Origin of the sequence: Sodalis sp. dw_96 (assembly GCF_018449575.1) — a bacterium.
Lineage (GTDB): Bacteria > Pseudomonadota > Gammaproteobacteria > Enterobacterales > Enterobacteriaceae > Acerihabitans.
In genome coordinates, this window is the sequence record NZ_JAAVUT010000001.1 from 698,809 (window position 1) to 719,987 (window position 21,179).

The window sequence follows — 21,179 nt, forward strand, 5'->3', positions numbered from 1 at the left end:
TGCGCATGCGTCCGGAATAAACCGCGGGCCTTTTCGGCATCTTATTTTGCCAGCGCCCGGTTTATTGCTTCGAGAATAATCGGATCATCCGGTTTCATATCCGGGGCAAAACGTTGAATAACCTGACCGTCGCGGCTGACGAGAAATTTTTCGAAGTTCCACAGGATATCCTGCGGATGTTTAGGGGTGCGTCCCTTACCGGCAAGCCGTTCATAAAATCCGCTGCCCTCAGGGGTTATCGCTTCTGGTTGCGCGGCGATTAACGCTTGGTACAGGACATGGCGATGTTCGCCGTTGACCTCGATTTTACTGAACATCGGAAATTCAACGCCGAAAGTACCGCGGCAAAACGCCAGTATTTCATCGTCGCTGCCCGGCTCCTGCCCGGCGAATTCATTGGAGGGAAAGCCCAACACCTCGAAACCCTGTTTATGCTTTTCCTTATAAAGGCTTTCCAACGCCTCGTATTGATCGGTCAATCCGCATTTTGAGGCGACATTCACTATCAAGAGTACCGAACCTTTAAAATTCTCCAGGGTCGTCGTTTCCCCGGTAATGCTCTTAAGCGGCAGAGAATATAAATTATCACTCATCGGAGTGCCCTCCAGGTGTTGCTGGAAATCAGCAGGTTAACTGAAAATAATAGATCTAGCTTAGCCTCTTATCCTGATTAATAGCCAGATAAATATTGGCGAACCAAGGGTCGCGGTCACCACGCCGATGGGCAATTCAGCGGAATAGAGGGCTACCCGCGCGATGACATCCGCCAAGAGTAAAACCCCGGCGCCGGCCAGGGCACAACCCGGCAGCAGCCTCCGGTGATCGGTCAAGCCCGCCAGGCGTAATATATGAGGAATAATCAATCCGATAAAACCGATTGCGCCCGCCAACGCCACGCTTATTCCCACCATGCAACCGAACGCAAGGACAAACAGATTGCGCCAAAGGAATACCGGCAGCCCCAACTGCATGGCCTGCTGCTCCCCGAGCGCCAGCAGATTCATGACCCGTCCCTGAAATAAAACCCAGACAATGAACGGCAGCAGTGACAGCACCAGCCATTTATCGCGCCAATCCACGCCGCCGAACCCTCCCATCATCCAATACAGCAATTGGCGCAAATCGAGACTGGAGCTGAAATAGACCGCCCAAGTCATCACCGCGCTGCATAAAATACCTAATGCCACGCCGATCAATAGAAGGCGGGAGTTGGAAGTGTTATGACGGGCAAACCATAACAATAGCGCGGTGATGGCCAGTGCGCCGCTTACGGCGCACATCCCCAATCCCCATACCGGCACCAGTCCCCTTCCCAAAAAAACCGCCAGCGTTAATGCAACCCCGGCCCCATTTGCCACGCCGAGCAACCCCGGCTCGGCCAACGGATTTTCGAAGATATTTTGCATTGCCGCACCCGCCAACGCCAATGCGGCGCCGACGACGATGACCGCCAACGTGCGCGGCAACCGTAATTGCCAGATAAAAACCTCGGCGGAATCGCTGAACCATTGCGTCGGCCAAAACCAGACGTCACCGGCGCAGAGGCTGATAATCACCGCCATCGCCAGAAACAGGATCAGCCATCGCACCCGGAGGGCATCCCGCTGCTGCTGCCGCTGTTTCAACGCGCTGAAAATCGGACTGTTTGCAGACATATTCCTTTATTCCGCCTTGACCGGAAAATTGGTCTTATCCTACCGGGATTGTCGGTAAAGGGGTAGCACGACAATGCAGGCCTTAATGATGGAAACCACCCGGTTAGCCGTTTGACAAAGAGATAGCCGTTAAAGCCGGTTACGGGAAAAAAAAAACGGTGCCCGGAAGACGTTTCCGAGGCACCGCATTGATAGTCGGCAGAAGCTTTAACCCATGTCAGTTTTGCGGCTTGGGCTTGATGATTTCCCGCTGTCCGCCGCCTTGATGCTGCTGGCCGCCGCCGTGTTCCTGCTGTCCTCCGCCCTGATGCTGCTGGCCGCCGCCGCGTTCCGGCTGACCGCCGCCCTGATGCTGCTGACCGCCGCCCTGATGTTGCTGCTGACCGCCGCCGCGTTCCGGCTGACCACCGCCCTGATGTTGCTGCTGACCGCCGTTGTGTTCCCGCTGGCCGCCGGTCTGGAATACCTGGCCGCCATTGTGCTGCTGGCCGCCATTATGTTCCTGTTGCTGACCGCCGTTGTGCGGTTGACCGCCGGTCTGGAATACCTGACCGCCGTTATGCTGCTGGCCGCCATTATGTTCCTGTTGTTGACCACCGTTATGCTGTTGACCGCCGGTTTGGAACAACTGACCGCCGTTATGCTGCTGGCCGCCGCCCTGGACCGGCTGACCGCCGTTATGCTGCTGGCCGCCGCCCTGGAATGGCTGGCCGCCGTTATGTTGCTGGCCGCCGCCCTGGAATGGCTGACCGCCATTATGTTGCTGGCCGCCGCCCTGGAATGGCTGACCGCCATTATGTTGCTGGCCGCCGCCCTGGAATGGCTGACCGCCATTATGTTGCTGGCCGCCGCCCTGGAATGGCTGACCACCATTATGTTGCTGGCCGCCGCCCTGGAATGGCTGACCGCCGTTGTGCTGCTGGCCGCCGCCGCCGGGGAAAAGCTGTCCGCCATTGCGCTGTGGCCGTCCACCGGGGTGTTGGTACCCAGGGTGACCCTCGCCGCGACCGGGCTGTTGAAAGTGCCGATCGTAATCGCTGGGACGTCGCGGGGACCAATTGCCGTGATCCCAGTAGCGGCCCCGGTTATCCCTGAAACCCTGCGGCAGATAGGGTAACCATTGCCAGCCGTCCCAGAACCAGCCGAATTCGTTACGCTCGCCGTAGTAATTATCCTGATGGCCTTCCCACCATTGCGGCGAACGCCACTCATAACCGTCCCAATACCAGCCGTTAGCGTTTCGTTCACCGAAATCATTGTCCTGGTGATCATCCCACCATTGTTCGGTGCGCCATTGAAAACCGTCCCAATACCAGCCGCGTTCGTTGCGCTCGCCAATATGCCGATCCTGATGGTCGTACCACCAATCAGGGGAACGCCAAGTATCACCGTCCCAGAAGTAACCCTGCTGATCCTGTGCCCCTATCTGAACTATTTCACCTGATGCGCCGGCGGAGAAGTCGTCCGCCATCACGCCCCAGGGCAGTACCAGAGCTATAGCAAGCAATACACTGTTCTTTTTCATCATATGACCTGTTTGGCAGCCATCTAGTGCTGTCGTTATATCAGCCGGTAAAATGCGCCACTATCAGATAAAGATGGTTTACGGTTCCCGAGGAGAAACTTAATGAAATCTTTACATTCATGACGACAGAAAGCCCTAAGGGCTAAAAAATTAATCCGCTGGAATAATGCCCGGCGTCGTGTAAAAAAAAGGCCGCATTACGCGGCCTTTAGCGGAAATGCGTCACTCTTTAGGTGATGCATTCTCAACGCGGCTTTTTAACTTTTGTCCCGGACGAAATGTCACCACCCGGCGGGCGGTGATGGGAATGTCTTCGCCAGTCTTGGGGTTACGGCCCGGGCGCTGGTTTTTGTCGCGCAGATCAAAATTACCAAATCCCGATAATTTAACCTGCTCGCCATTTTCCAGCGCTCGCCGGACTTCCTCAAAAAACAGTTCCACTATTTCTTTGGCATCCCGTTTGCTCAGCCCGAGCTTTTCAAACAGGTATTCTGACATTTCAGCTTTAGTAAGCGCCATAGGTTCAATCCCTCAAGGATGCTTGGAATCGCTGTTTTAATGCCGCCACACATCTGGCAACGGTGGCGGCAATAGCCTCTTCTTCCAGTGTACGAGCGGTATCCTGTAATATCAGGCTGATAGCCAGGCTCTTAAAACCTTCCGCTACGCCCTTCCCGCAGTACACATCAAACAAGTTTACGCCAACTACCTGATTTGCGCCAACTTTCTTGCACTCTGCCATAATTTCTGCTGCTGGGACGTTTTCAGCAACCACTATTGCGATATCGCGACGGTTCGCCGGGAAGCGGGAAATGTCACTGGCTTCAGGCACTTTACGCGTGGCAACCTTATCCCAGAGTAGTTCAAAGACAACGGTTCGGCCATTTAAATCCAGTTTAGATTCCAATTCCGGGTGGATAACGCCAATAAATCCAATATGTTCCCCCGCCAGATACAATGCCGCACTCTGTCCTGGGTGTAAAGCCGGATTCTGTTCGCTGCGAAATTCAATATCGGCAAGTTTACCGGTAAGTTCAAGTATTGATTCAAGATCACCCTTTAAATCATAGAAGTCCACCGGCTGACGCGCCAGATCCCAATGTTCATCATAACGTGGGCCGGTAACGACTCCCGCCAGCATAAGATCCTGCCGAACGCCAAGGTCCGCTTCATTATCAGGAACAAAGCGCAAGCCGCTCTCGAATAGGCGGATACGATTCTGCTGACGGTTTTGATTGTAAATTACCGCGCCCAATAAGCCGGCCCACAGCGACAATCGCATGGCGGACATTTCCGCTGAAATGGGGCTGGGCAGCATCAGCGGCGTCTGGTGAGGATGAAGCAGGCTTTGTATCGCCGGATCGACAAAACTGTAGGTTATGGCTTCCTGATATCCCAGATCCACCAGCATGGTCTTCACCCGGCTCAAAGGCAGCGCCGCTTCCCGGTGGCGGGTCATTTGCAGATTGGCGCGGATCGGGACATTAGGGATAGTGTTATAACCGAACAGTCTGGCCACCTCTTCCACCAGATCCTCTTCAATGGACATATCGAAACGCCAACTGGGCGCAACCGCCCGCCAATGTCCCTCGCCCACGGTGACATCACAGCCAAGGCGAGTGAGTATATCCGTCACGTCCGCATCCGGCACCCCATGGCCTATGAGGCGATCCAGCTTTTCACGCCGCAGGGTAATAGCGGCGCGTTGAGGTAGGGAGGCCTCGTCGGTAACATCCATTACCGGCCCGGGCTGGCCGCCGCAGATAGCCAACAGCAAACCGGTGGCGCGCTCCATTGCCCGGTATTGCAAGGCGGGATCAACACCACGTTCATAACGGTGGGAGGCATCGGTATGCAAACCGTAGCGACGGGCGCGCCCGGTGATGGACAACGGATTGAAATACGCGCATTCCAGCACAACATCCCTGGTGGCGCTGTTGATACCGGAATATTTCCCGCCGAAGATGCCGCCCATCGCAAGGACTTTTTGATGATCGGCAATCACCAGCGTATCCGGATTCAGAGCCGCTTCGGTGCCGTCAAGCAACGTCAGGGATTCGCCTTCACGGGCCAGGCGCACCACGATACCGCCTTCAATACTCTGCATATCAAAAGCGTGCATCGGCTGGCCCAGTTCCAGCAGGACATAGTTGGTAACGTCCACCACCGCGTCCACGGAACGCAGACCGCAGCGACGTAATTTTTCTTTCATCCACAGCGGCGTCGGCGCCGTCACGTCGATAGCCTTTACCACCCGTCCCAGATAGCGGGGACAGGCCTGCGGCGCATCGACACGGATGTCGATGACATCGTTCACCACCGCGGCCACCGGGTCGATTACCGCTTCAGTCAACGGCAGGCGATTCACCGCCGCCACGTCGCGCGCGATACCCAACAGGCCGAGACAGTCCGCCCGGTTCGGCGTTACGCTGATATCGATGATGGTATCGTCGAGCTCAAGATAGCGGCGAATATCGGTACCAACGGGCGCATCGGCGGGAAGTTCGATAATCCCGCTATGATCTTCCGACATACCCAGTTCCCGGAACGAACAGAGCATGCCCTGGGAGGGCTCTCCGCGCAGCTTGGCGGCTTTTATTTTAAAGTCGCCCGGCAACACCGCGCCAATGGTGGCCACCGCCACCTTCAGCCCTTCACGGCAGTTAGGGGCGCCGCAAACGATATCCAGCGGCACATCGCCACCCACGTCCACTTTGGTCACCCGCAATTTATCGGCGTTAGGGTGCTGTTGACAGGCAATTACCCAACCCACCACCACGCCGGTAAAATCACCGGCGACCCTCTCCACCGCGTCCACTTCCAACCCGGCCATGGTGATTTGTTCCGCCAGCACGTCACTGCTGACAGCGGGATTCACCCATTCACGCAGCCAAATTTCACTGAATTTCATGTGTTCATCCCGCCTTTATTTGAATTGTTTAAGAAAACGCAGATCATTTTCGAAGAATGCCCGTAAATCCGTGACACCGTAACGAAGCATTGTCAAGCGCTCCATGCCCATACCGAAAGCGAAGCCGGAGTATTTTTCCGGATCGATACCGACATTACGCAATACGTTCGGGTGGACCATGCCGCAGCCCAATACTTCCAGCCATTTACCGTTTTTACCCATTACGTCCACTTCCGCCGACGGCTCGGTAAAGGGGAAATAAGACGGACGGAAACGCACCTGCAGATCTTCTTCAAAGAAATTGCGCAGGAAATCATGCAGCGTGCCCTTCAGGTTGGTGAAGCTGATATTGGTGTCGATAATCAACCCCTCCATCTGATGAAACATCGGCGTATGGGTCTGATCGTAGTCGTTACGGTATACCCGGCCCGGTGCGATAATGCGGATAGGCGGCTGCTGATTTTTCATGGTGCGAATTTGCACCCCTGAGGTCTGGGTGCGCAACAGTCGGGTGGCATCAAACCAGAAGGTGTCATGATCCGCGCGGGCCGGATGATGGGCGGGAATATTCAGAGCATCGAAGTTATGATAATCGTCTTCAATTTCCGGACCGGTGGCCACTGAAAAGCCCAGTTCGCCAAAAAAGGTTTCAATACGTGAAATCGTCCGGGTTACCGGATGAAGACCGCCATTTCCACTGCGTCGGCCTGGCAGAGAGACATCCAGCGTCTCATCGGCCAACCTGGCGTTGAGCGCCGATAATTCCAGGGACCCTTTGCGATCGTTCAGCGCCTGTTGTATCGCAAGCTTCGCCTGGTTAATCACCGCTCCCGCCGCGGGACGCTCCTCTGCCGGCAAATCGCGAAGAGTCGTCATCTGCTGGGTAAAATGACCTTTTTTGCCGAGATATTCGACGCGCACGCTATCCAGCGCGGCGATATCCTGAGCTTTTTCGATGGCTGCTTTGGCTTGCACAACCAAATCTGCGAGATGTGGCATTGCGTTCCTCTTTTTCCGGCCTCAAATGGCTTAATCGTAAATGGACTGATCGAGCTGTACCGCTCCCCCAGTCTGGTTTTCCAGGCTGGCGACGAGCAAAAAAAAACCTCCACACCGGGAGGCTTTAGCGCTATTTTTCGTTTCTTCTCTTACGCGCAGGCCCCCGTTATTCAGGCGCTAAAGTAAAAAAAGAAACGGAAAATGGCAGCATTCATGCTTGCATTACCTTATGAGTCATACTGTCTAAAAGATTCAATGACGTTATAACAAACGCTGTCGGTCAATCGTTTAAAAAAGAGGGAGTCAAGCTCCCCCTTTCAAAAAGTTTATGCCAGCGCACCTTTCGCTTTTTCCGCCAAGGCAGCAAAAGCCGCTTTGTCGAATACAGCGATATCAGCCAGGATCTTACGGTCGATTTCAATAGAGGCTTTTTTCAGGCCATTAATGAAGCGGCTGTAAGAGATACCGTTCTGACGGGCCGCGGCGTTGATACGCGCGATCCACAGTTGACGGAACTGACGTTTCTTCTGACGACGGTCACGGTAAGCATACTGACCTGCTTTGATAACCGCCTGGAAGGCGACACGATAAACACGCGAACGGGCACCGTAGTAGCCTTTCGCTTTTTTCAAAATCTTTTTGTGACGTGCACGAGCTGTCACACCACGTTTTACGCGAGCCATATGCTCTCCTAAGTCTTATTCGAAAACCGTTAAAAGTGACGCTTATGCGTACGGCAAACACCTGGTAACCAAACCCAGATCGCCTTTGGAGACCATGGATTTAGGACGCAGGTGGCGTTTACGCTTAGTGGCTTTTTTGGTCAGAATATGACGCAGGTTAGCATGCTTACGCTTGAAGCCGCCGGAGGCGGTTTTCTTAAAGCGCTTGGCAGCACCGCGCACTGTCTTGATTTTTGGCATGAATAGATTCTCTACTGCGCATTGTTGATAACATGAACCAATGAGGCGAAGACTGCGCGCCGTTAAACCGCACGACGCGCCGCCCTACTTGTCGGCCTTATTGTTTCTTCTTGGGTGCGAGCACCATAATCATCTGACGTCCTTCGATTTTACTCGGAAAGGACTCAACTACCGCCAGTTCAGTCAAATCGTCGCGAACGCGGTTAAGCACTTCGATGCCGATTTGCTGGTGCGCCATTTCACGTCCGCGAAAACGCAGGGTGATTTTGGCTTTATCGCCGTCTTCCAGAAAACGTATCAGGTTGCGTAGTTTTACCTGATAGTCGCCTTCATCAGTACCAGGCCGGAACTTGATTTCCTTAACCTGAATAACTTTTTGTTTCTTTTTCTGCTCTTTGGTGGACTTGCTCTTCTCATAGAGGAACTTGCCGTAATCCATAATTCGGCAAACCGGCGGCTCGGCGTTTGGACTGATTTCAACTAAATCTACGCCCGCTTCCTCGGCTTTTTCAAGCGCTTCATTGAGGCTGACTATACCAATCTGCTCGCCATCGATACCCGTCAGACGAACCTCTGCGGCGCGGATTTCTCGGTTAATGCGATTGGGACGCGCCGGTTGAACTCGTTTTCCGCCTTTAATACTTTATTCCTCCAGTTGATGAAGATTACGACTGCGTATCTCTTGTCGCAGCTTGTCGATAATCTCGGTAACGTCGATGCTGCCCAGGTCTGTACCACGGCGTGTACGCACGGCAACTTTGCCCGCTTCCACTTCTTTATCTCCGCAGACCAGCATATAGGGAACCCGACGCAAAGTATGTTCGCGGATTTTAAAGCCTATTTTCTCATTTCTCAAGTCTGCTTTTACACGAATGCCGGCTGCGGATAATCTTTCTGTCACTTTTGCGACGTATTCCGATTGATTATCAGTGATATTCATCACCACAACTTGTGTCGGCGCCAGCCATGTCGGGTAAAAACCAGCGTACTCTTCCGTCAGGATGCCGATAAAACGCTCCATCGACCCCAGGATGGCACGGTGAATCATTACCGGGACCAAACGCTCATTGTTTTCACCAATATAAGAAGCGTTTAAACGACCAGGTAATGAAAAGTCCAGCTGTACCGTACCGCATTGCCACATGCGATCCAGGCAATCCAGAAGAGTGAATTCTATTTTAGGACCATAAAATGCGCCTTCGCCCGGCTGAAATTCGAATGCGATGCCGTTTTCCGTTAAGGCGGCCGCCAGGTCTTTTTCCGACCGATCCCAAACTTCATCGCTACCGATGCGTTTCTCGGGTCGGGTCGAAAGTTTAACCAGAATATTCTCGAAGCCAAACGTGCTGTAAATATCATACACCATTTTGATGCAATTGTTTACTTCATCCCGCACCTGCTCCTCGGTGCAGAAAATATGGGCGTCATCCTGGGTAAATCCGCGCACGCGCATTAACCCATGCAGCGATCCCGAGGGCTCGTTGCGATGGCAACTGCCGAATTCGGCCATACGCAACGGCAAATCGCGATAGGATTTCAATCCCTGGTTGAATATCTGCACGTGGCCGGGACAATTCATCGGCTTGATGCAATATTCGCGATTTTCCGATGACGTGGTAAACATATGCTCGGCATAGTTTTCCCAGTGGCCGGTTTTTTCCCATAAAACGCGGTCCATCATAAAAGGACCTTTCACTTCCTGATAGTGGTATTCCCTTAACTTGGTGCGCACAAAGGCTTCCAGCTCGCGAAAAATAATCCAGCCGTCATTGTGCCAGAACACCATGCCGGGGGCTTCTTCCTGCATATGGTAGAGATCCAGTTGCTTGCCGATTTTACGGTGATCGCGCTTGGCGGCCTCTTCCAGGTGCTGCAAATAGGTGCCGAGCTGATTTTTATCGCCCCAGGCGGTGCCGTAAATACGCTGCAGCATCTTGTTTTTGCTGTCGCCGCGCCAGTAAGCGCCGGAAGTTTTCTGTAACTTGAAGTGATGGCAAAAGCGCATGTTCGGCACATGGGGCCCGCGGCACATATCGACATATTCTTCATGGTGATACAAACCGGGGCGATCGTCATGACTGATATTTTCGTCCAGGATCGCCACTTTATACTGCTCGCCGCGGGCGGCAAAAACATCCCGCGCCTGTTGCCAGCTCACTTTTTCCTTGATGACGTCGTAATCTTTATCGGCCAGCTCGTGCATTCGCTTTTCCAGCAGGTCGATATCTTCCTGCGTCAGCGTCCGATCCAGATCGACATCGTAATAAAAGCCTTTATCGATTACCGGGCCGATAGCCATTTTGGTATCGGGCCACAGCTGTTTAATGGCGTGCCCCAATAAATGCGCGCAGGAGTGGCGGATGATTTCCAATCCGGCCTCATCTTTGGCGGTTATGATGGCAAGCTGGGCATCTTCGGTAATCATATCGACGGCATCCGTCAATTCGCCGTTCACCCGTCCGGCGATGCAGGCTTTCGCCAGGCCGGGACCAATATCGCGGGCTACATCAAGGGGGGACACGGGGTGGTCGTAATGACGCTGGCTTCCGTCGGGAAGGGTAATCACTGGCATGGTAGTTTCCTTATTTTGCAGTGGTGATCCACACGCAAGATCACATGCTTTAAAAAATTCTTTTTAGTATCAATCGATTAAAAGTCAATCTTTCCTAAAATTTCTAATTTGGTACACAATTCGGTACACAAATAGCGAAGTCATATTTTTGGCTTGATGCGATTTGAACGTGCATCTTAGCATTTCCTATAATAGATTCACATAACAGGGTTGCTAACTTTCTGATCGCATCCTCTTGATGCAATAGGTTAACGCACCACAGTAAGCCACCTAAATAAAATCCCTCCTATACTTGAATTTCCCCCATGACAAAGATAACTACCATGTGCGGCAGATTCGCTCAATTTGAAACACGCGAGGATTATCTCGAATTCCTGAATGCTGACGTTGAGTTCGTCGGCGCGCTCGATGGCGAGCCCATCGGCCGGTACAACGTTGCTCCAGGCACGCGCGTTCTGCTACTGAACCAACGCGATGACAAATTGCACCTCGATCCGGTCCATTGGGGTTATCAACCAGCGTGGGCGAAAGAATCCGGACGCCCTCCCCTGATTAATGCCCGCGTCGAGACGGCGGCCACTGGCCTGATGTTTAAGCCGTTGTGGAATACCGGGCGAGCCTTGGTCATGGCCGATGGCTGGTACGAGTGGAAGAAAGACCCAGACGACGCGAAGATTAAACAACCCTACTTTATCTATCACAAAAATAAGAAGCCTATCTGCTTTGCAGCCATAAGCCGGTTTCATCCAGACGCCCTGGACGCGCCAGAGGACGACGGCTTTGTTATCGTGACGGCGACCAGTGATAAAGGACTGGTTGATATTCACGACCGGCGGCCATTGGTTATGACGCGATCGGCTTCACTCGAATGGATTTCGCCAGAGACTACGCCAGAACGCGCCTAGGAGCTGGCGCATGATTGCGCTATATCAGCTGAAGAATTTGCGTTTTATCCTATCGGTAAAGCTGTAGGGAATATTCATAACGATGGCGAGTCGATAATTAAACGCATCGACAATCCATTAGTATAGAATATATTACCTTCCTATTATTCATTCGGTAAACGGCCGTTTATCATCCCCCTTCTTCAGCTTGTTCGTTTAATATTTTTTGAGATTCCCTGTGATTAATTAGTTATTGCAATTTATTTTCATTGTGTATATTTCAAGCATCGTTGAATTACCCATTAAAGAATAAATAGCATGAATATGACTCACATTTTAAATTGATTGATCTAGGGAAAGAATATGGACGAGGTTTTAACTGTTTATGCTTATCCACCCGCAGGGACGAAGCCACAATGCGAGAAAAATTCTGATGGTGTATATACGGATGTTGGTGGAAGACTATGCGAAGTTGGTAACACAACTGCCAATAATATAGTATCGAATTATGAGCAACTAAATTCAATTACCAACAATGTCGAAGCATTTAGGAATGAACAGCATACACAAAAACTTATTAATGATGCTCAGGCAGCAACCGCGAAGCTTCTTGCCAATGAATCGGCAAGGCTAAGCTCACAGCAACAGGCAGTAAAACAATTAGTCGAGAGACAAAAAATAAATTTAAACCAATTGCAAGCCCAATCTTTGCAGACAAGGCAATCACTTTCCGCCTTACAAAATAAGGTCCAGGCGGATTTTTCCATTCGACAACAAAGAATCCAACAAAATAGATCGAGCATCACACAACATCATTCAAATATACAAACTCAGTTTCAACAGTCATTAAATAGAATAAATAGCATGCCCAACCCAAATGCCGCAGATCGCGCTAAAGAACTGCAAAAGGAAGCCGAGCGCAAAGCAAAAGCCGAGATGGATAGAATTACTGAAGAGCATAACAGACAAATAGCGGAAATAGAAAACCAGGTCAAAGTCCAAGAAGAAGAAGCCCGTAGGCTTGAACATGAAATATTTAGCGCAGAACATCCCCTTGAAGCTGCACAAGGGTGGGTAAATGATGCAGTTAATCATATCAACGCCATGGAGCATAATAAAAACCACGCTGAGCATTTGGTACGTGAAAGTGAACAACACGTTCAACAAATAACAAATGAATACAATCATCTTAAAGCGAAGGTCGACGGGGTCAGACATAGAGGACGCGGCCCTGGTGGCAGAAAAAAGAGTTTTGTACTAGATGCAATTGGCAACGCAATGTGTATTGCCGATTGGGACCGCCAATTGTACCGGCGAATGGACAATATTGAGGCTGCCCAGGAAGAACTTAATCAGCGAAGAACTCATCTCGATCATTGTCATCACCAGTTGCACGAGGCGCACCAAAATAAGTCTCGCGCCGATGCTAATCTCGGCCATGTCCAAAACACCATTCGGCAACAGCAAGAGGCTCATGCTGCCCATTTAGCGCAACTGGAAGCTCAACGTAAAGCCATTGAAGCAGCCGAGGCACGGCGTCAAGCGGACGCGGCAAAACTGAAAGAGCAGCAAGAGGCACAAAGGAAAACTGAAGAAGCGGCAAAAGTCGTCAAGGCGCTGATCGCTACTAGGGCTGTTGAAAACAATGATCTGGGAAAGGTCACTAATCAATTCAGTTCGTTAAGTGTTTCCCAACAAGAGCAAAGGGTTAAAGAATTAACGACCTGCCAAACTAATGCCTGTAAAGTACAAACCGAAGCTAAATGGTTCATCCAAGGTGCAGACCAATGGTTAAGTTATTCCGGCGGCGTGGCGGCGGGCATCCCTGCCGGAATTGTTGATGGTGTTAAGGGAGTTATGCATGCCGCACAAAATGAAAGAGAAGTCTATGTAGGTCTGAAAGCGCTCGTCAATAGCGGAAATATTTTAGGGACCGTTGCTGACTGCGTAAAACAGTCCTGGATTGCGCACATCGATAATATGGAAGCATCAAAGCAACAAGGCAATGTTGTTGGGTCTTTCCAGGCCGGAATTGAAGGCGGCAAACTAACTGGCGATGTCCTGGGGCTAGTTGCGAGCGGCGCAGGGATAGCTAAGACTGTCATTTCTGTCAATAAATTTGGTAGCTCTTTACCGAAAATCCAAACTGTCAGCCAGGCGGAAACGGGAATGGTTTGGGGTATGGGCATTCAAGGTCAAGGTATGCCTTGGGAATCCTTTGTAGGAAAGCAATTGCCAGCAGGATCTAGATTACCTCAAAACTACAAGACTTTTGATTATTTCGATATTGACACCGGCGTTGCAGTAAGTGTTAAAACCATCGACACGACTACTTCATCAAAAATTGCCAACCCGAAGCAGATTTATACTTCTCTGAAGGGTAACATTGATGCGACAATATCTTTCGATGGATATAGTTTGAGCGGAACCACGATCAAACCAGGCCAAATTACCGCGCGCGAGGTTATTGTAGCCATACCAGAAGCGACTACAAAGGCGCAATGGGAACATATAAACCAAGCTATAAAATACGGCGAAGACAATGGTGTAACATTGAAAATTATAAAGGTTGATTGAAATGAGCGACGTAGATAAAACTCAATGGGCATCAGCTAAAATTAATGATGATTTCATTTGTGTAGAAACTTATTCCGGCTATAGGCTAACTAAGCTTGACCCTAAAGGAGTTCAGCATTTAGCCAAAATTGAAATCGATGATCATGACTTGGGCTTACTTGTTATCGACGCCATTTCACGTAGTCGGTTTGTTTTATCACAACCTAGAAAAGATATATTTATCCCTTCTGATGTCACTTATGATGCTGATCTATATGATTTCCAATCATCTTCTGATAGATATCATAATTGGATATCTGAATTAATGTCAGCATACCGATACAAGAGCAAACAATTGCTTTTCAAGAACATGAAAAGCTGTGACATTGAAGCCAAAAATGGTCAGATTACCTTTTCCCCAACCTGTCACGAAAAAATGGATGCATGGAGTGGAAAGGGAATAAAGCTGACGGATCTCGTTACCCTTCCCGCCGACAGTACCCCCGCTGAAATCGGCGCTGCCTTACGCCTCGCTTTCAGCCGCTGCATAGGCTAAAAATAGTCCCGGCTTCGGTCGGGGCAAGCTATAGGGTGGCTGTCGGCCAACTGTAGGGCGGTAGAGATACCCATGGCATTCAGCTTCTTTGATATCCGCCGGCCAACGCCCCAGATGTCCTCTACAGGCAGTAGGGCCATTAACTTCCGCTGCCTGTCCGGTGATGACAGGTCTACCACTCCGCCTCTTGCAGGCCATGTTTTGGCAGCGTGGTTGGCGAGTTTTGCCAGCGTCTTTGTCGGGGCAATGCCGACGCCAACGGTTAATTTAGTGCGCTGCTTCACCCGCTCGCGGATCTTACGCCCGAACTGTTCAAGGCTCATGCAATTGCTGACGCCTGTGAGGTTCATGAAGGCTTCGTCTATCGAATAGATTTCAGTTTGAGGCGCCATTTCCTCCAGCGTCGTCATAACCCGGTTGGACATGTCGGCATAAAGGGCATAGTTACTGGAAAAGACGGCCACGCGATGCTTTCTAACGATGTCTTTGATCTCGAAAAAAGGATTTCCCGTTTTGAATCCCAGCTTTTTGGCCTCAGTCGAACGCGCTATCACGCATCCATCGTTATTGCTGAGGACTATAACTGGCTTACCCTTCAGGTCTGGCCGGAATACCGTCTCGCAAGAGGCGTAAAAGCTGTTCACATCAGCCAGGGCAAACATATCATGGCGCAGCGTGAATGATGAACGTCACAACGCCGAAAATTTCAACGTTATCGTCAACACGAATCGGGATGGCCTGGTAGGCAGGGTTCATCGGCAGCAGGCGCGGTATCGGGGTAAGTTGGAGTTGTTTAACTGTAAACTCGCCGTCGAAGGCCGCAATGACTATCTGCCCGTGGCGGGCCGTAATGGCGCTGTCAACGACAAGCATGTCGCCCTCGTTAATGAACCCCTCAATCATTGAATCACCCGTCACCCGTACAAAATACGTTGCGGCTGGATGATTGATGCATAACTGATTCAAATCTATCCGATTTTCTATGTAGTCCTGTGCAGGGCTAGGAAACCCTGCGGGAACCCGCGAGGCGAAAAGCGGCAAGGGAATGACTTCGGCAAGTTCAACAGCACGTATAAATCTCATAGCCAATTACTCAAAATATAAACTGTGTATACATACAGCATAAGCAGGCTATGCAGGTCTTGTGAAGCGCCGTTACGGTAGAAAAACGCAGGTCTTTGACATAAGGGATAATTTAGTTATTTAGAATAACATTACATCGTTAGTTTTATTATCATTCTTAATATTGTCAACTGTTGATTTTCAATAAATAACTTTTAAACCGATGACTGACTTTATATAATTTAATTTCTTCAAAAAAGAAGAGCAAAAATTACTTCATGAGTGAATATATTTAAAAGGACTTTTATGATCAAAACAAAATTAGCTTGTTTATTATCTTTTTCCCTTCTATTTGCAGCGCCTGGGATATGTGCCAATCAAACGGATGGAACAAAAGAAGGCGAGGATGTAAGTGCCCCTCACACAGTAAGTAAATTATCTGATGATGAAATAAAAACCGAGATATTACGGGACTATCTGAGGTATCATATTAGAGATCGCGGTCCATGCCCTTGCCCTGAATTGCGGTCCAGTGATAACAAAAGATGCGGAAAACGTAGCGCGTGGAGTAGAAAAGCAAACAAAACTGTGATGTGTTATAAGGACGATGTTACTCAAGATATGATAGATGATTGGAAAGAGCAATTTGCTTTATACGGTCATAAAGAAAATGTTGAACCCAAGACAGCGCGTGCCATTGAAATAGCCGGAAAGGTTGACGAATACCTTGAAAACTATGGCGCTAATGATGAATTTGATAGAAATTATAATAATTAAATATTCTTGCAAATCATTTCCATGTTAAACAATTAATACATTTCGGGCCGAAAGCGGCCCGATTTTTTGATCATGCGATACCGAATCAGACTCATGCGCCACTATTATTAATAAGCGTCAATATTTAGAAATTCCTAATCCTGCTGTCGGCTTTTTCTAATTAGCACACGTCTATCTAACAAATTTTTGTTCATATCGTAATATCTACTCGGCCATATTTCACATGGATGTATATTCAGCTCTTTAGCTATTATATATTCCCCTTTTGGCCAAGGGCGCACCAGTGTATTTGCTAGTGTGCTTGAACTGAGACCGGCCTTTCTGGATGTGGCAGCCAAGGTAGTCCCTTGTTTACGTAACGACGCGATGATGTCGGCATGGTGCCAATCTTTTTTCATTTGATAGTTAATTCCTTAATTAACAGATACCGCCAGATAATTGGTAAACCTGCGAGTAAATTTTTTAAATAAATATTTTATATGTAATAGCCCGCAAAGTACGGGCTATAAAAATAGCTACTGAGACCTCGACGATAAGTAGTTATCTATTAAAACTCCAAATGGTCTGTATGAATAAAGCGCTTAGGTAGATATCTATGATAATCTCTAGATATGCAAAAATTTTTGAAGTCATCGAAGTGATTTACACCTACTTTTTCATATAGCATTTGCATATAACTCTCAACTGTTCGTGGTGATAGATTTATCCTCTCGGCTGTTTCTTTATTTGTCAATCCTTGCAATCGAAAAAACATAATCTCACAGTTTCGCTCTGTAAAGAAATAATCAGGTTTATTCAAAAGCAATGAGCCCGGCATGTGCCCTTTGACAAAATCATTTAATGAATAAACCTCCAAATTTTTGGAATACAAACACAGCCCAACGCACTCATTATCATCGTTATAATATGGAATTTTATTTACGATGTAAGGATAATCTACGGCCAGGGGATGAATTTCAAGGGTAGCAAGCTTACTTTCATGGTCAGTAACTTTCCTGTCTTGCCTAACGAATTCAAGTCCCAAGTCATCTATTTCAGTCAGCCTTGATTTAATTTCAATATCAAGCTTACCTATTACGTCTGACGGAGATTTCAATCCAAATAATGATACTGCGGCCATGTTTACATATACATATCGTGAATCTAAATCTTTAATACCGTACGGATCAGTAAATTGGTCCAGCAGGCTAATCATTGAATTCGATAGTTTTACTTCTGAAACTTTGTTTCCAATCATGATTTTCTCCTTAGGTTAATTTCAAATTACCTTAAGGAGCATATCAACTTCATTTTTTTGCGAGAACTGAACTAAAGTGCAGGTGACATAAATTAAATGCGTAGAATCTACCATTGAATCTGAATCGATTTGCGGCGAATATCGCATATATTAAAATGGGAGTTGCCATGCCGGAAATATCTAATTAATCTTGGAGGCGTAGTAAAACACTCCATTTTATTGTCTTCATCTTTCGGGCCTACCCTGGCCCGCTTTTTTAAGAATCACATAAACGTACAAAGAACCGATGGAATTATAATCGCGTCTAATATTAATCCATCCATGGTTATTAGTAATAATATGAATCGCATAAAATTTAGATTAACCCTGAGACATGGTTACGAATGAATACTTGTATAGTAATCTTCGATAATTTGTCTCGTAATCAAACCTTCTGGATTATTACTACCATCAGTTGCTAACAAATATAGATTACCCCATACTGTTTGATCCCCAACTAAAGCGGAATATCTGGCAGTATCCTCCGTGTCATATTTACCTCCGCCCCCTTGGCTTCCTAGTTCAAAATTGTATGCAATTTTACCATATTTGTCAAAATAGGTCTGATCCTGTACAACTTGGATTATCTGCCCCCTGACTGTTGCTCCTGGAACTCGATTCATAACATTCAAACATTCATCAACTATTGCCTTTGTAATAACCAATTGTTGACTAAATCCAAAATCCGTTGCCCTTCTAAAAAAAAGAACAAAATTATCATTACTACCATTATCTATTGCGTAGTCGGCTGATTCCTCACTATCATAGTAACCACTTAACCAAACATTATCGACTTGCCCAATATAACCCTGAATTTCGTAATAGCTTCTTGGCATAATAAGTATCCTTTTAAGTTTAAACTTTGAAAAAAAATTTAAAACTATAAAAAATTGTGATTCATATCAATAAACAGAAAAAGATATTTTTATCCTTCAGAGTGGAATTTTAATACCCAACTAAATATTACCATCATTTGTCTTAAATTAATTATAGTTGCTGATTACATTTTGGAATAACATAAGACTTTCCAATCATAAAGTGATTTGAATATTTATCTGGACAAATACTATACAATTCAGATAGCTATGCCATCAAAATAGTAATAATTTTGATAAAGCCTGTAAAGAGCTGTAATTTCAGAGTCCGCTAGTACACGGTTAAACACGAGCACGGCTCTGATAAAGCAAGTAACCGTTGTTGTCGCGCCTACAGACGCACCGATTAAGATTTCGCTGGAGGGCATAGCGTAAGCGGCAGCAGTGCCTGTCTGCGCAGCTTCTCCGCCCGTTCTTGGAACATCAATCGTTGCCTGGATAACATTGGAGCCATTATTGTTGGCAGTTCTGCCTACGAGGAATTCGGCCTGTCCCGTTGGAGTCGAGGGGGTTATATTTCCACCGGTACTTGTACCAGCAGAACTGTTCCACCGACAGGTCGCAATGGTCGCTGCACTCCATAAAAGTGAACGCGATTGCTGAGGGGCGGCAGTTTGCAGGCGGCCAACAAGGTTGAATATGCCACCGGGATTCATGGCAATGGCAACAAAGGTGAGGTCAACGCCATTGTAGGCCGAGATATTTAAGCCTGTATCTATATAGGCAGTCTCACTAAATGTAGCGCCCTGAGTTCCCAAGGCTGGAGCGCCAACAACAGTCATTGGCGTAGCACTAACCCGATTTCTCGTTAAGGATGTTGGTGTTGCTGAATCAAAATCGGCTTGTAAAATACAGTTGGCAAATAAAGATGAAACTTTGGTGATATCAGACGGGTAATGAAGATTTATATCGGTAAGATAATTACCCGCCGTAAACACTGCATCGGTATGAATGTCAATCTTAGCCATTTTATTGCCCTTAGAATGTGTGAATAAAAACGATTAAGTCGTTATATAAGTTTTCGCCGCTGATGGGTGACACGTCCGGGCATGAATCCCTTATGCAACCACGGGACCCTGTCTGCGGGCCTGGTGCGGCCGCTCTTGAGCCATAATATGCATAAGAAACGTCTGTTGCCGTTCCTGACTTGGTTATTACAATGCTTGAACCTGAGATTGCAACGGCGCTTATTGTGGAACCGGTTGCTGAAAAGCCATAGTTACCAGGGTCAACAACTCTGCCTGCATCTATAACAATTGGGGAAACACCACCTAACAGAGGAATGGTTATTGTAGAATCGGTCTGGACGATATTGGTCTCGTCGGGACGCAGCGTTAATATTGTTCCGTCGTTTAACCATGCAGCTTTAACGCTTCCGCCAACCTCGCCATCTGTTCGGTATGATTTAGACTTAAGATGGTTAGCATCAATATAGTTACGGGCATATTGCGTTGATGACATGATGAAATTAGCATTATCGCGACAAACTTCGTATTGAGCTTGAGCAATGGTTACGGCGATGGTTGCCCCTGTTGCACCCGCCTGCGCCGCCGCGTTTGAAAATTGCTGAACAAAGCACATCAATGAAAAAGTTGAGTCGCTCATCAATGTTTGAAGATATGATTCGTAATCTGTCCTTAATTTCTGCATCTCAAGCTTATAGGTAGCAATGCTCGTTCCTGCGGACGCATCTTGGTTGCCGTGAATAAGAGTCATGATAGGTTGATATTTCATGCCTAACGACTTGGCTATCTCATAACCTCTTTGTAATGTTAAGCACGTATCGGTGAATGTTAAAGTTCCGTATGATATATTTGCTAATAAAAATCCAGATGCGCCTGTTGCGGAAGCCAGTACGGTATTGCCTGTTTTCTCATATAATTTTGCTGATGCGCCAGAGCATTCTGATTCCCCGCTAGGGTCAACTCCAATGTTTTCAGCTATTGGAACCAAATAAAGCATATCATCGGGAGATAGGCTTATAGATGATGATGCTTGGTCATATTTTGGACCGCCATTAAATGAGAACGCATCATACGGGTACTGCGCTGATAATGTAATTGGGGCTTGAGCGATTGTGGTGCCGGCCACGGATAGAGATTGACCGGTTGTAAAATCGTGTATCAGTATCCCTTTATTATCATCCATTCTATTATGCGCATCTCCAGACATTCTCGCGGCGACAAATGAGCTTCCTTTTTGTTGCGATGCAAATCTGATATAAAATGTTCCATCCCCATTTTCTATTACAACCGGATTTAGATTAGCAAAAGAATCATTGGTTAATTGAGTGATAGCACTCCCATTCTGAATAAGATATATGTTATTGCTATTTTCATAAACTAATGGGTTTGTGCCAGTTGGAGTCGTAATATCAGAAGTTGCGGTCGTTAATATTTCGCCATTATCATACAGCACATAATTTGCATTACCGTTTTTGTCCGCCTCAATATAATTTATACCATCTAATGTAGAGTCATTATTAAAGTAGGTATATACGTTCCCAATTTGGTATGAACCATCATCAAAAAAAGTAGCAACCGACGAATTGTCGGCATTTTTAACGAAACTCAGATAATTTGTACCTCCAACTATTTTCATGGAGTTG

At 47.9% G+C, this 21,179-nt stretch carries 20 protein-coding genes, 3 pseudogenes and 1 other annotated feature; of the genes and pseudogenes, 5 read left to right on the forward strand and 18 right to left on the reverse strand.

The features are described 5' to 3' along the window. Positions 1-41: 41 nt before the first annotated feature. A complete protein-coding gene (locus tag HB631_RS03030; RefSeq protein WP_213989657.1) occupies positions 42-593 on the reverse strand; it encodes a glutathione peroxidase in 552 nt (183 codons plus the stop codon). Between the two features lie 60 nt (positions 594-653). Then, positions 654-1,655 (reverse strand): vitamin B12 ABC transporter permease BtuC, encoded by a 1,002-nt coding sequence (gene btuC / locus HB631_RS03035; protein WP_213989658.1) that lies wholly within the window; start codon positions 1,653-1,655, stop codon positions 654-656. Between the two features lie 214 nt (positions 1,656-1,869). Between btuC and HB631_RS26890 the strand changes: the two genes are divergently transcribed. Continuing rightward, a complete protein-coding gene (locus tag HB631_RS26890) occupies positions 1,870-2,772 on the forward strand; it encodes a hypothetical protein (RefSeq protein WP_255556792.1) in 903 nt (300 codons plus the stop codon). Between the two features lie 12 nt (positions 2,773-2,784). Here the strand turns inward: HB631_RS26890 and HB631_RS26895 are convergent. The 9 genes and pseudogenes from HB631_RS26895 to thrS form a co-directional block, all read right to left on the reverse strand. Further along, positions 2,785-3,183: pseudogene (locus HB631_RS26895) on the reverse strand (DUF2502 domain-containing protein); the annotation flags it as partial. A 219-nt stretch (positions 3,184-3,402) separates the two neighbouring features. Next, positions 3,403-3,699: an integration host factor subunit alpha gene (gene ihfA, locus HB631_RS03045; protein ID WP_011411244.1), complete on the reverse strand. Its 297-nt coding sequence runs from the start codon at positions 3,697-3,699 to the stop codon at positions 3,403-3,405. A 4-nt stretch (positions 3,700-3,703) separates the two neighbouring features. After that, positions 3,704-6,091, reverse strand: coding sequence for a phenylalanine--tRNA ligase subunit beta (gene pheT / locus HB631_RS03050; protein ID WP_213989659.1), 2,388 nt, complete (start codon positions 6,089-6,091; stop codon positions 3,704-3,706). A 15-nt stretch (positions 6,092-6,106) separates the two neighbouring features. Further along, positions 6,107-7,090: a phenylalanine--tRNA ligase subunit alpha gene (gene pheS, locus HB631_RS03055; protein ID WP_213989660.1), complete on the reverse strand. Its 984-nt coding sequence runs from the start codon at positions 7,088-7,090 to the stop codon at positions 6,107-6,109. A gap of 96 nt (positions 7,091-7,186) precedes the next feature. Further along, positions 7,187-7,310, reverse strand: a sequence feature (Phe leader region). Next, positions 7,261-7,305 (reverse strand): pheST operon leader peptide PheM, encoded by a 45-nt coding sequence (gene pheM / locus HB631_RS03060; protein ID WP_106120997.1) that lies wholly within the window; start codon positions 7,303-7,305, stop codon positions 7,261-7,263. Its footprint overlaps the feature before it by 45 nt. A gap of 106 nt (positions 7,311-7,416) precedes the next feature. Then, entirely contained in the window at positions 7,417-7,773 is a 357-nt protein-coding gene (gene rplT / locus HB631_RS03065) for a 50S ribosomal protein L20 (RefSeq protein WP_213989661.1), read from the reverse strand. 42 nt (positions 7,774-7,815) lie between these two features. After that, positions 7,816-8,013, reverse strand: coding sequence for a 50S ribosomal protein L35 (rpmI, locus tag HB631_RS03070; RefSeq protein ID WP_213989662.1), 198 nt, complete (start codon positions 8,011-8,013; stop codon positions 7,816-7,818). A gap of 97 nt (positions 8,014-8,110) precedes the next feature. Continuing rightward, positions 8,111-8,653, reverse strand: coding sequence for a translation initiation factor IF-3 (gene infC / locus HB631_RS03075; RefSeq protein WP_132921627.1), 543 nt, complete (start codon positions 8,651-8,653; stop codon positions 8,111-8,113). Positions 8,654-8,656: 3 nt separating this feature from the next. After that, the gene (gene thrS / locus HB631_RS03080; RefSeq protein WP_213989663.1) at positions 8,657-10,585 is read right to left on the reverse strand and encodes a threonine--tRNA ligase; all 1,929 of its coding nucleotides are present in this window, start codon (positions 10,583-10,585) and stop codon (positions 8,657-8,659) included. A gap of 323 nt (positions 10,586-10,908) precedes the next feature. Between thrS and HB631_RS03085 the strand changes: the two are divergent. The 3 genes and pseudogenes from HB631_RS03085 to HB631_RS03095 all read left to right on the forward strand — a co-directional run bounded on the left by HB631_RS03085 (position 10,909) and on the right by HB631_RS03095 (position 14,581). Beyond that, positions 10,909-11,616: pseudogene (locus tag HB631_RS03085) on the forward strand (SOS response-associated peptidase family protein). Positions 11,617-11,832: 216 nt separating this feature from the next. Beyond that, positions 11,833-14,046 (forward strand): hypothetical protein, encoded by a 2,214-nt coding sequence (locus tag HB631_RS26900; RefSeq protein WP_255556772.1) that lies wholly within the window; start codon positions 11,833-11,835, stop codon positions 14,044-14,046. Position 14,047: 1 nt separating this feature from the next. Then, positions 14,048-14,581: a contact-dependent growth inhibition system immunity protein gene (locus HB631_RS03095; RefSeq protein WP_213989664.1), complete on the forward strand. Its 534-nt coding sequence runs from the start codon at positions 14,048-14,050 to the stop codon at positions 14,579-14,581. A 41-nt stretch (positions 14,582-14,622) separates the two neighbouring features. Here the strand turns inward: HB631_RS03095 and HB631_RS03100 are convergent. Further along, a pseudogene (locus HB631_RS03100) lies at positions 14,623-15,243 on the reverse strand (DNA polymerase V subunit UmuC); the annotation flags it as partial. Position 15,244: 1 nt separating this feature from the next. Beyond that, entirely contained in the window at positions 15,245-15,664 is a 420-nt protein-coding gene (umuD, locus tag HB631_RS03105; RefSeq protein ID WP_213989666.1) for a translesion error-prone DNA polymerase V autoproteolytic subunit, read from the reverse strand. A 285-nt stretch (positions 15,665-15,949) separates the two neighbouring features. Here umuD and HB631_RS03110 point away from each other — a divergent pair, with 285 nt between their 5' ends. Next, positions 15,950-16,420 (forward strand): hypothetical protein, encoded by a 471-nt coding sequence (locus tag HB631_RS03110; protein ID WP_213989667.1) that lies wholly within the window; start codon positions 15,950-15,952, stop codon positions 16,418-16,420. A gap of 134 nt (positions 16,421-16,554) precedes the next feature. On the opposite strand, the gene HB631_RS03115 is transcribed toward HB631_RS03110, so the two are convergent. From HB631_RS03115 to HB631_RS03135, 5 genes are all read right to left on the reverse strand, one after another. Beyond that, entirely contained in the window at positions 16,555-16,818 is a 264-nt protein-coding gene (locus HB631_RS03115) for a helix-turn-helix transcriptional regulator (protein ID WP_213989668.1), read from the reverse strand. A 149-nt stretch (positions 16,819-16,967) separates the two neighbouring features. Further along, a complete protein-coding gene (locus HB631_RS03120; RefSeq protein WP_213989669.1) occupies positions 16,968-17,657 on the reverse strand; it encodes a helix-turn-helix transcriptional regulator in 690 nt (229 codons plus the stop codon). Positions 17,658-18,034: 377 nt separating this feature from the next. Further along, entirely contained in the window at positions 18,035-18,532 is a 498-nt protein-coding gene (locus HB631_RS03125; RefSeq protein ID WP_213989670.1) for a hypothetical protein, read from the reverse strand. Between the two features lie 239 nt (positions 18,533-18,771). Then, entirely contained in the window at positions 18,772-19,539 is a 768-nt protein-coding gene (locus tag HB631_RS03130; RefSeq protein WP_213989671.1) for a hypothetical protein, read from the reverse strand. Between the two features lie 10 nt (positions 19,540-19,549). Continuing rightward, positions 19,550-21,179 (reverse strand): hypothetical protein (locus tag HB631_RS03135; RefSeq protein ID WP_213989672.1); only part of this gene is annotated, 1,630 nt, incomplete at its 5' end.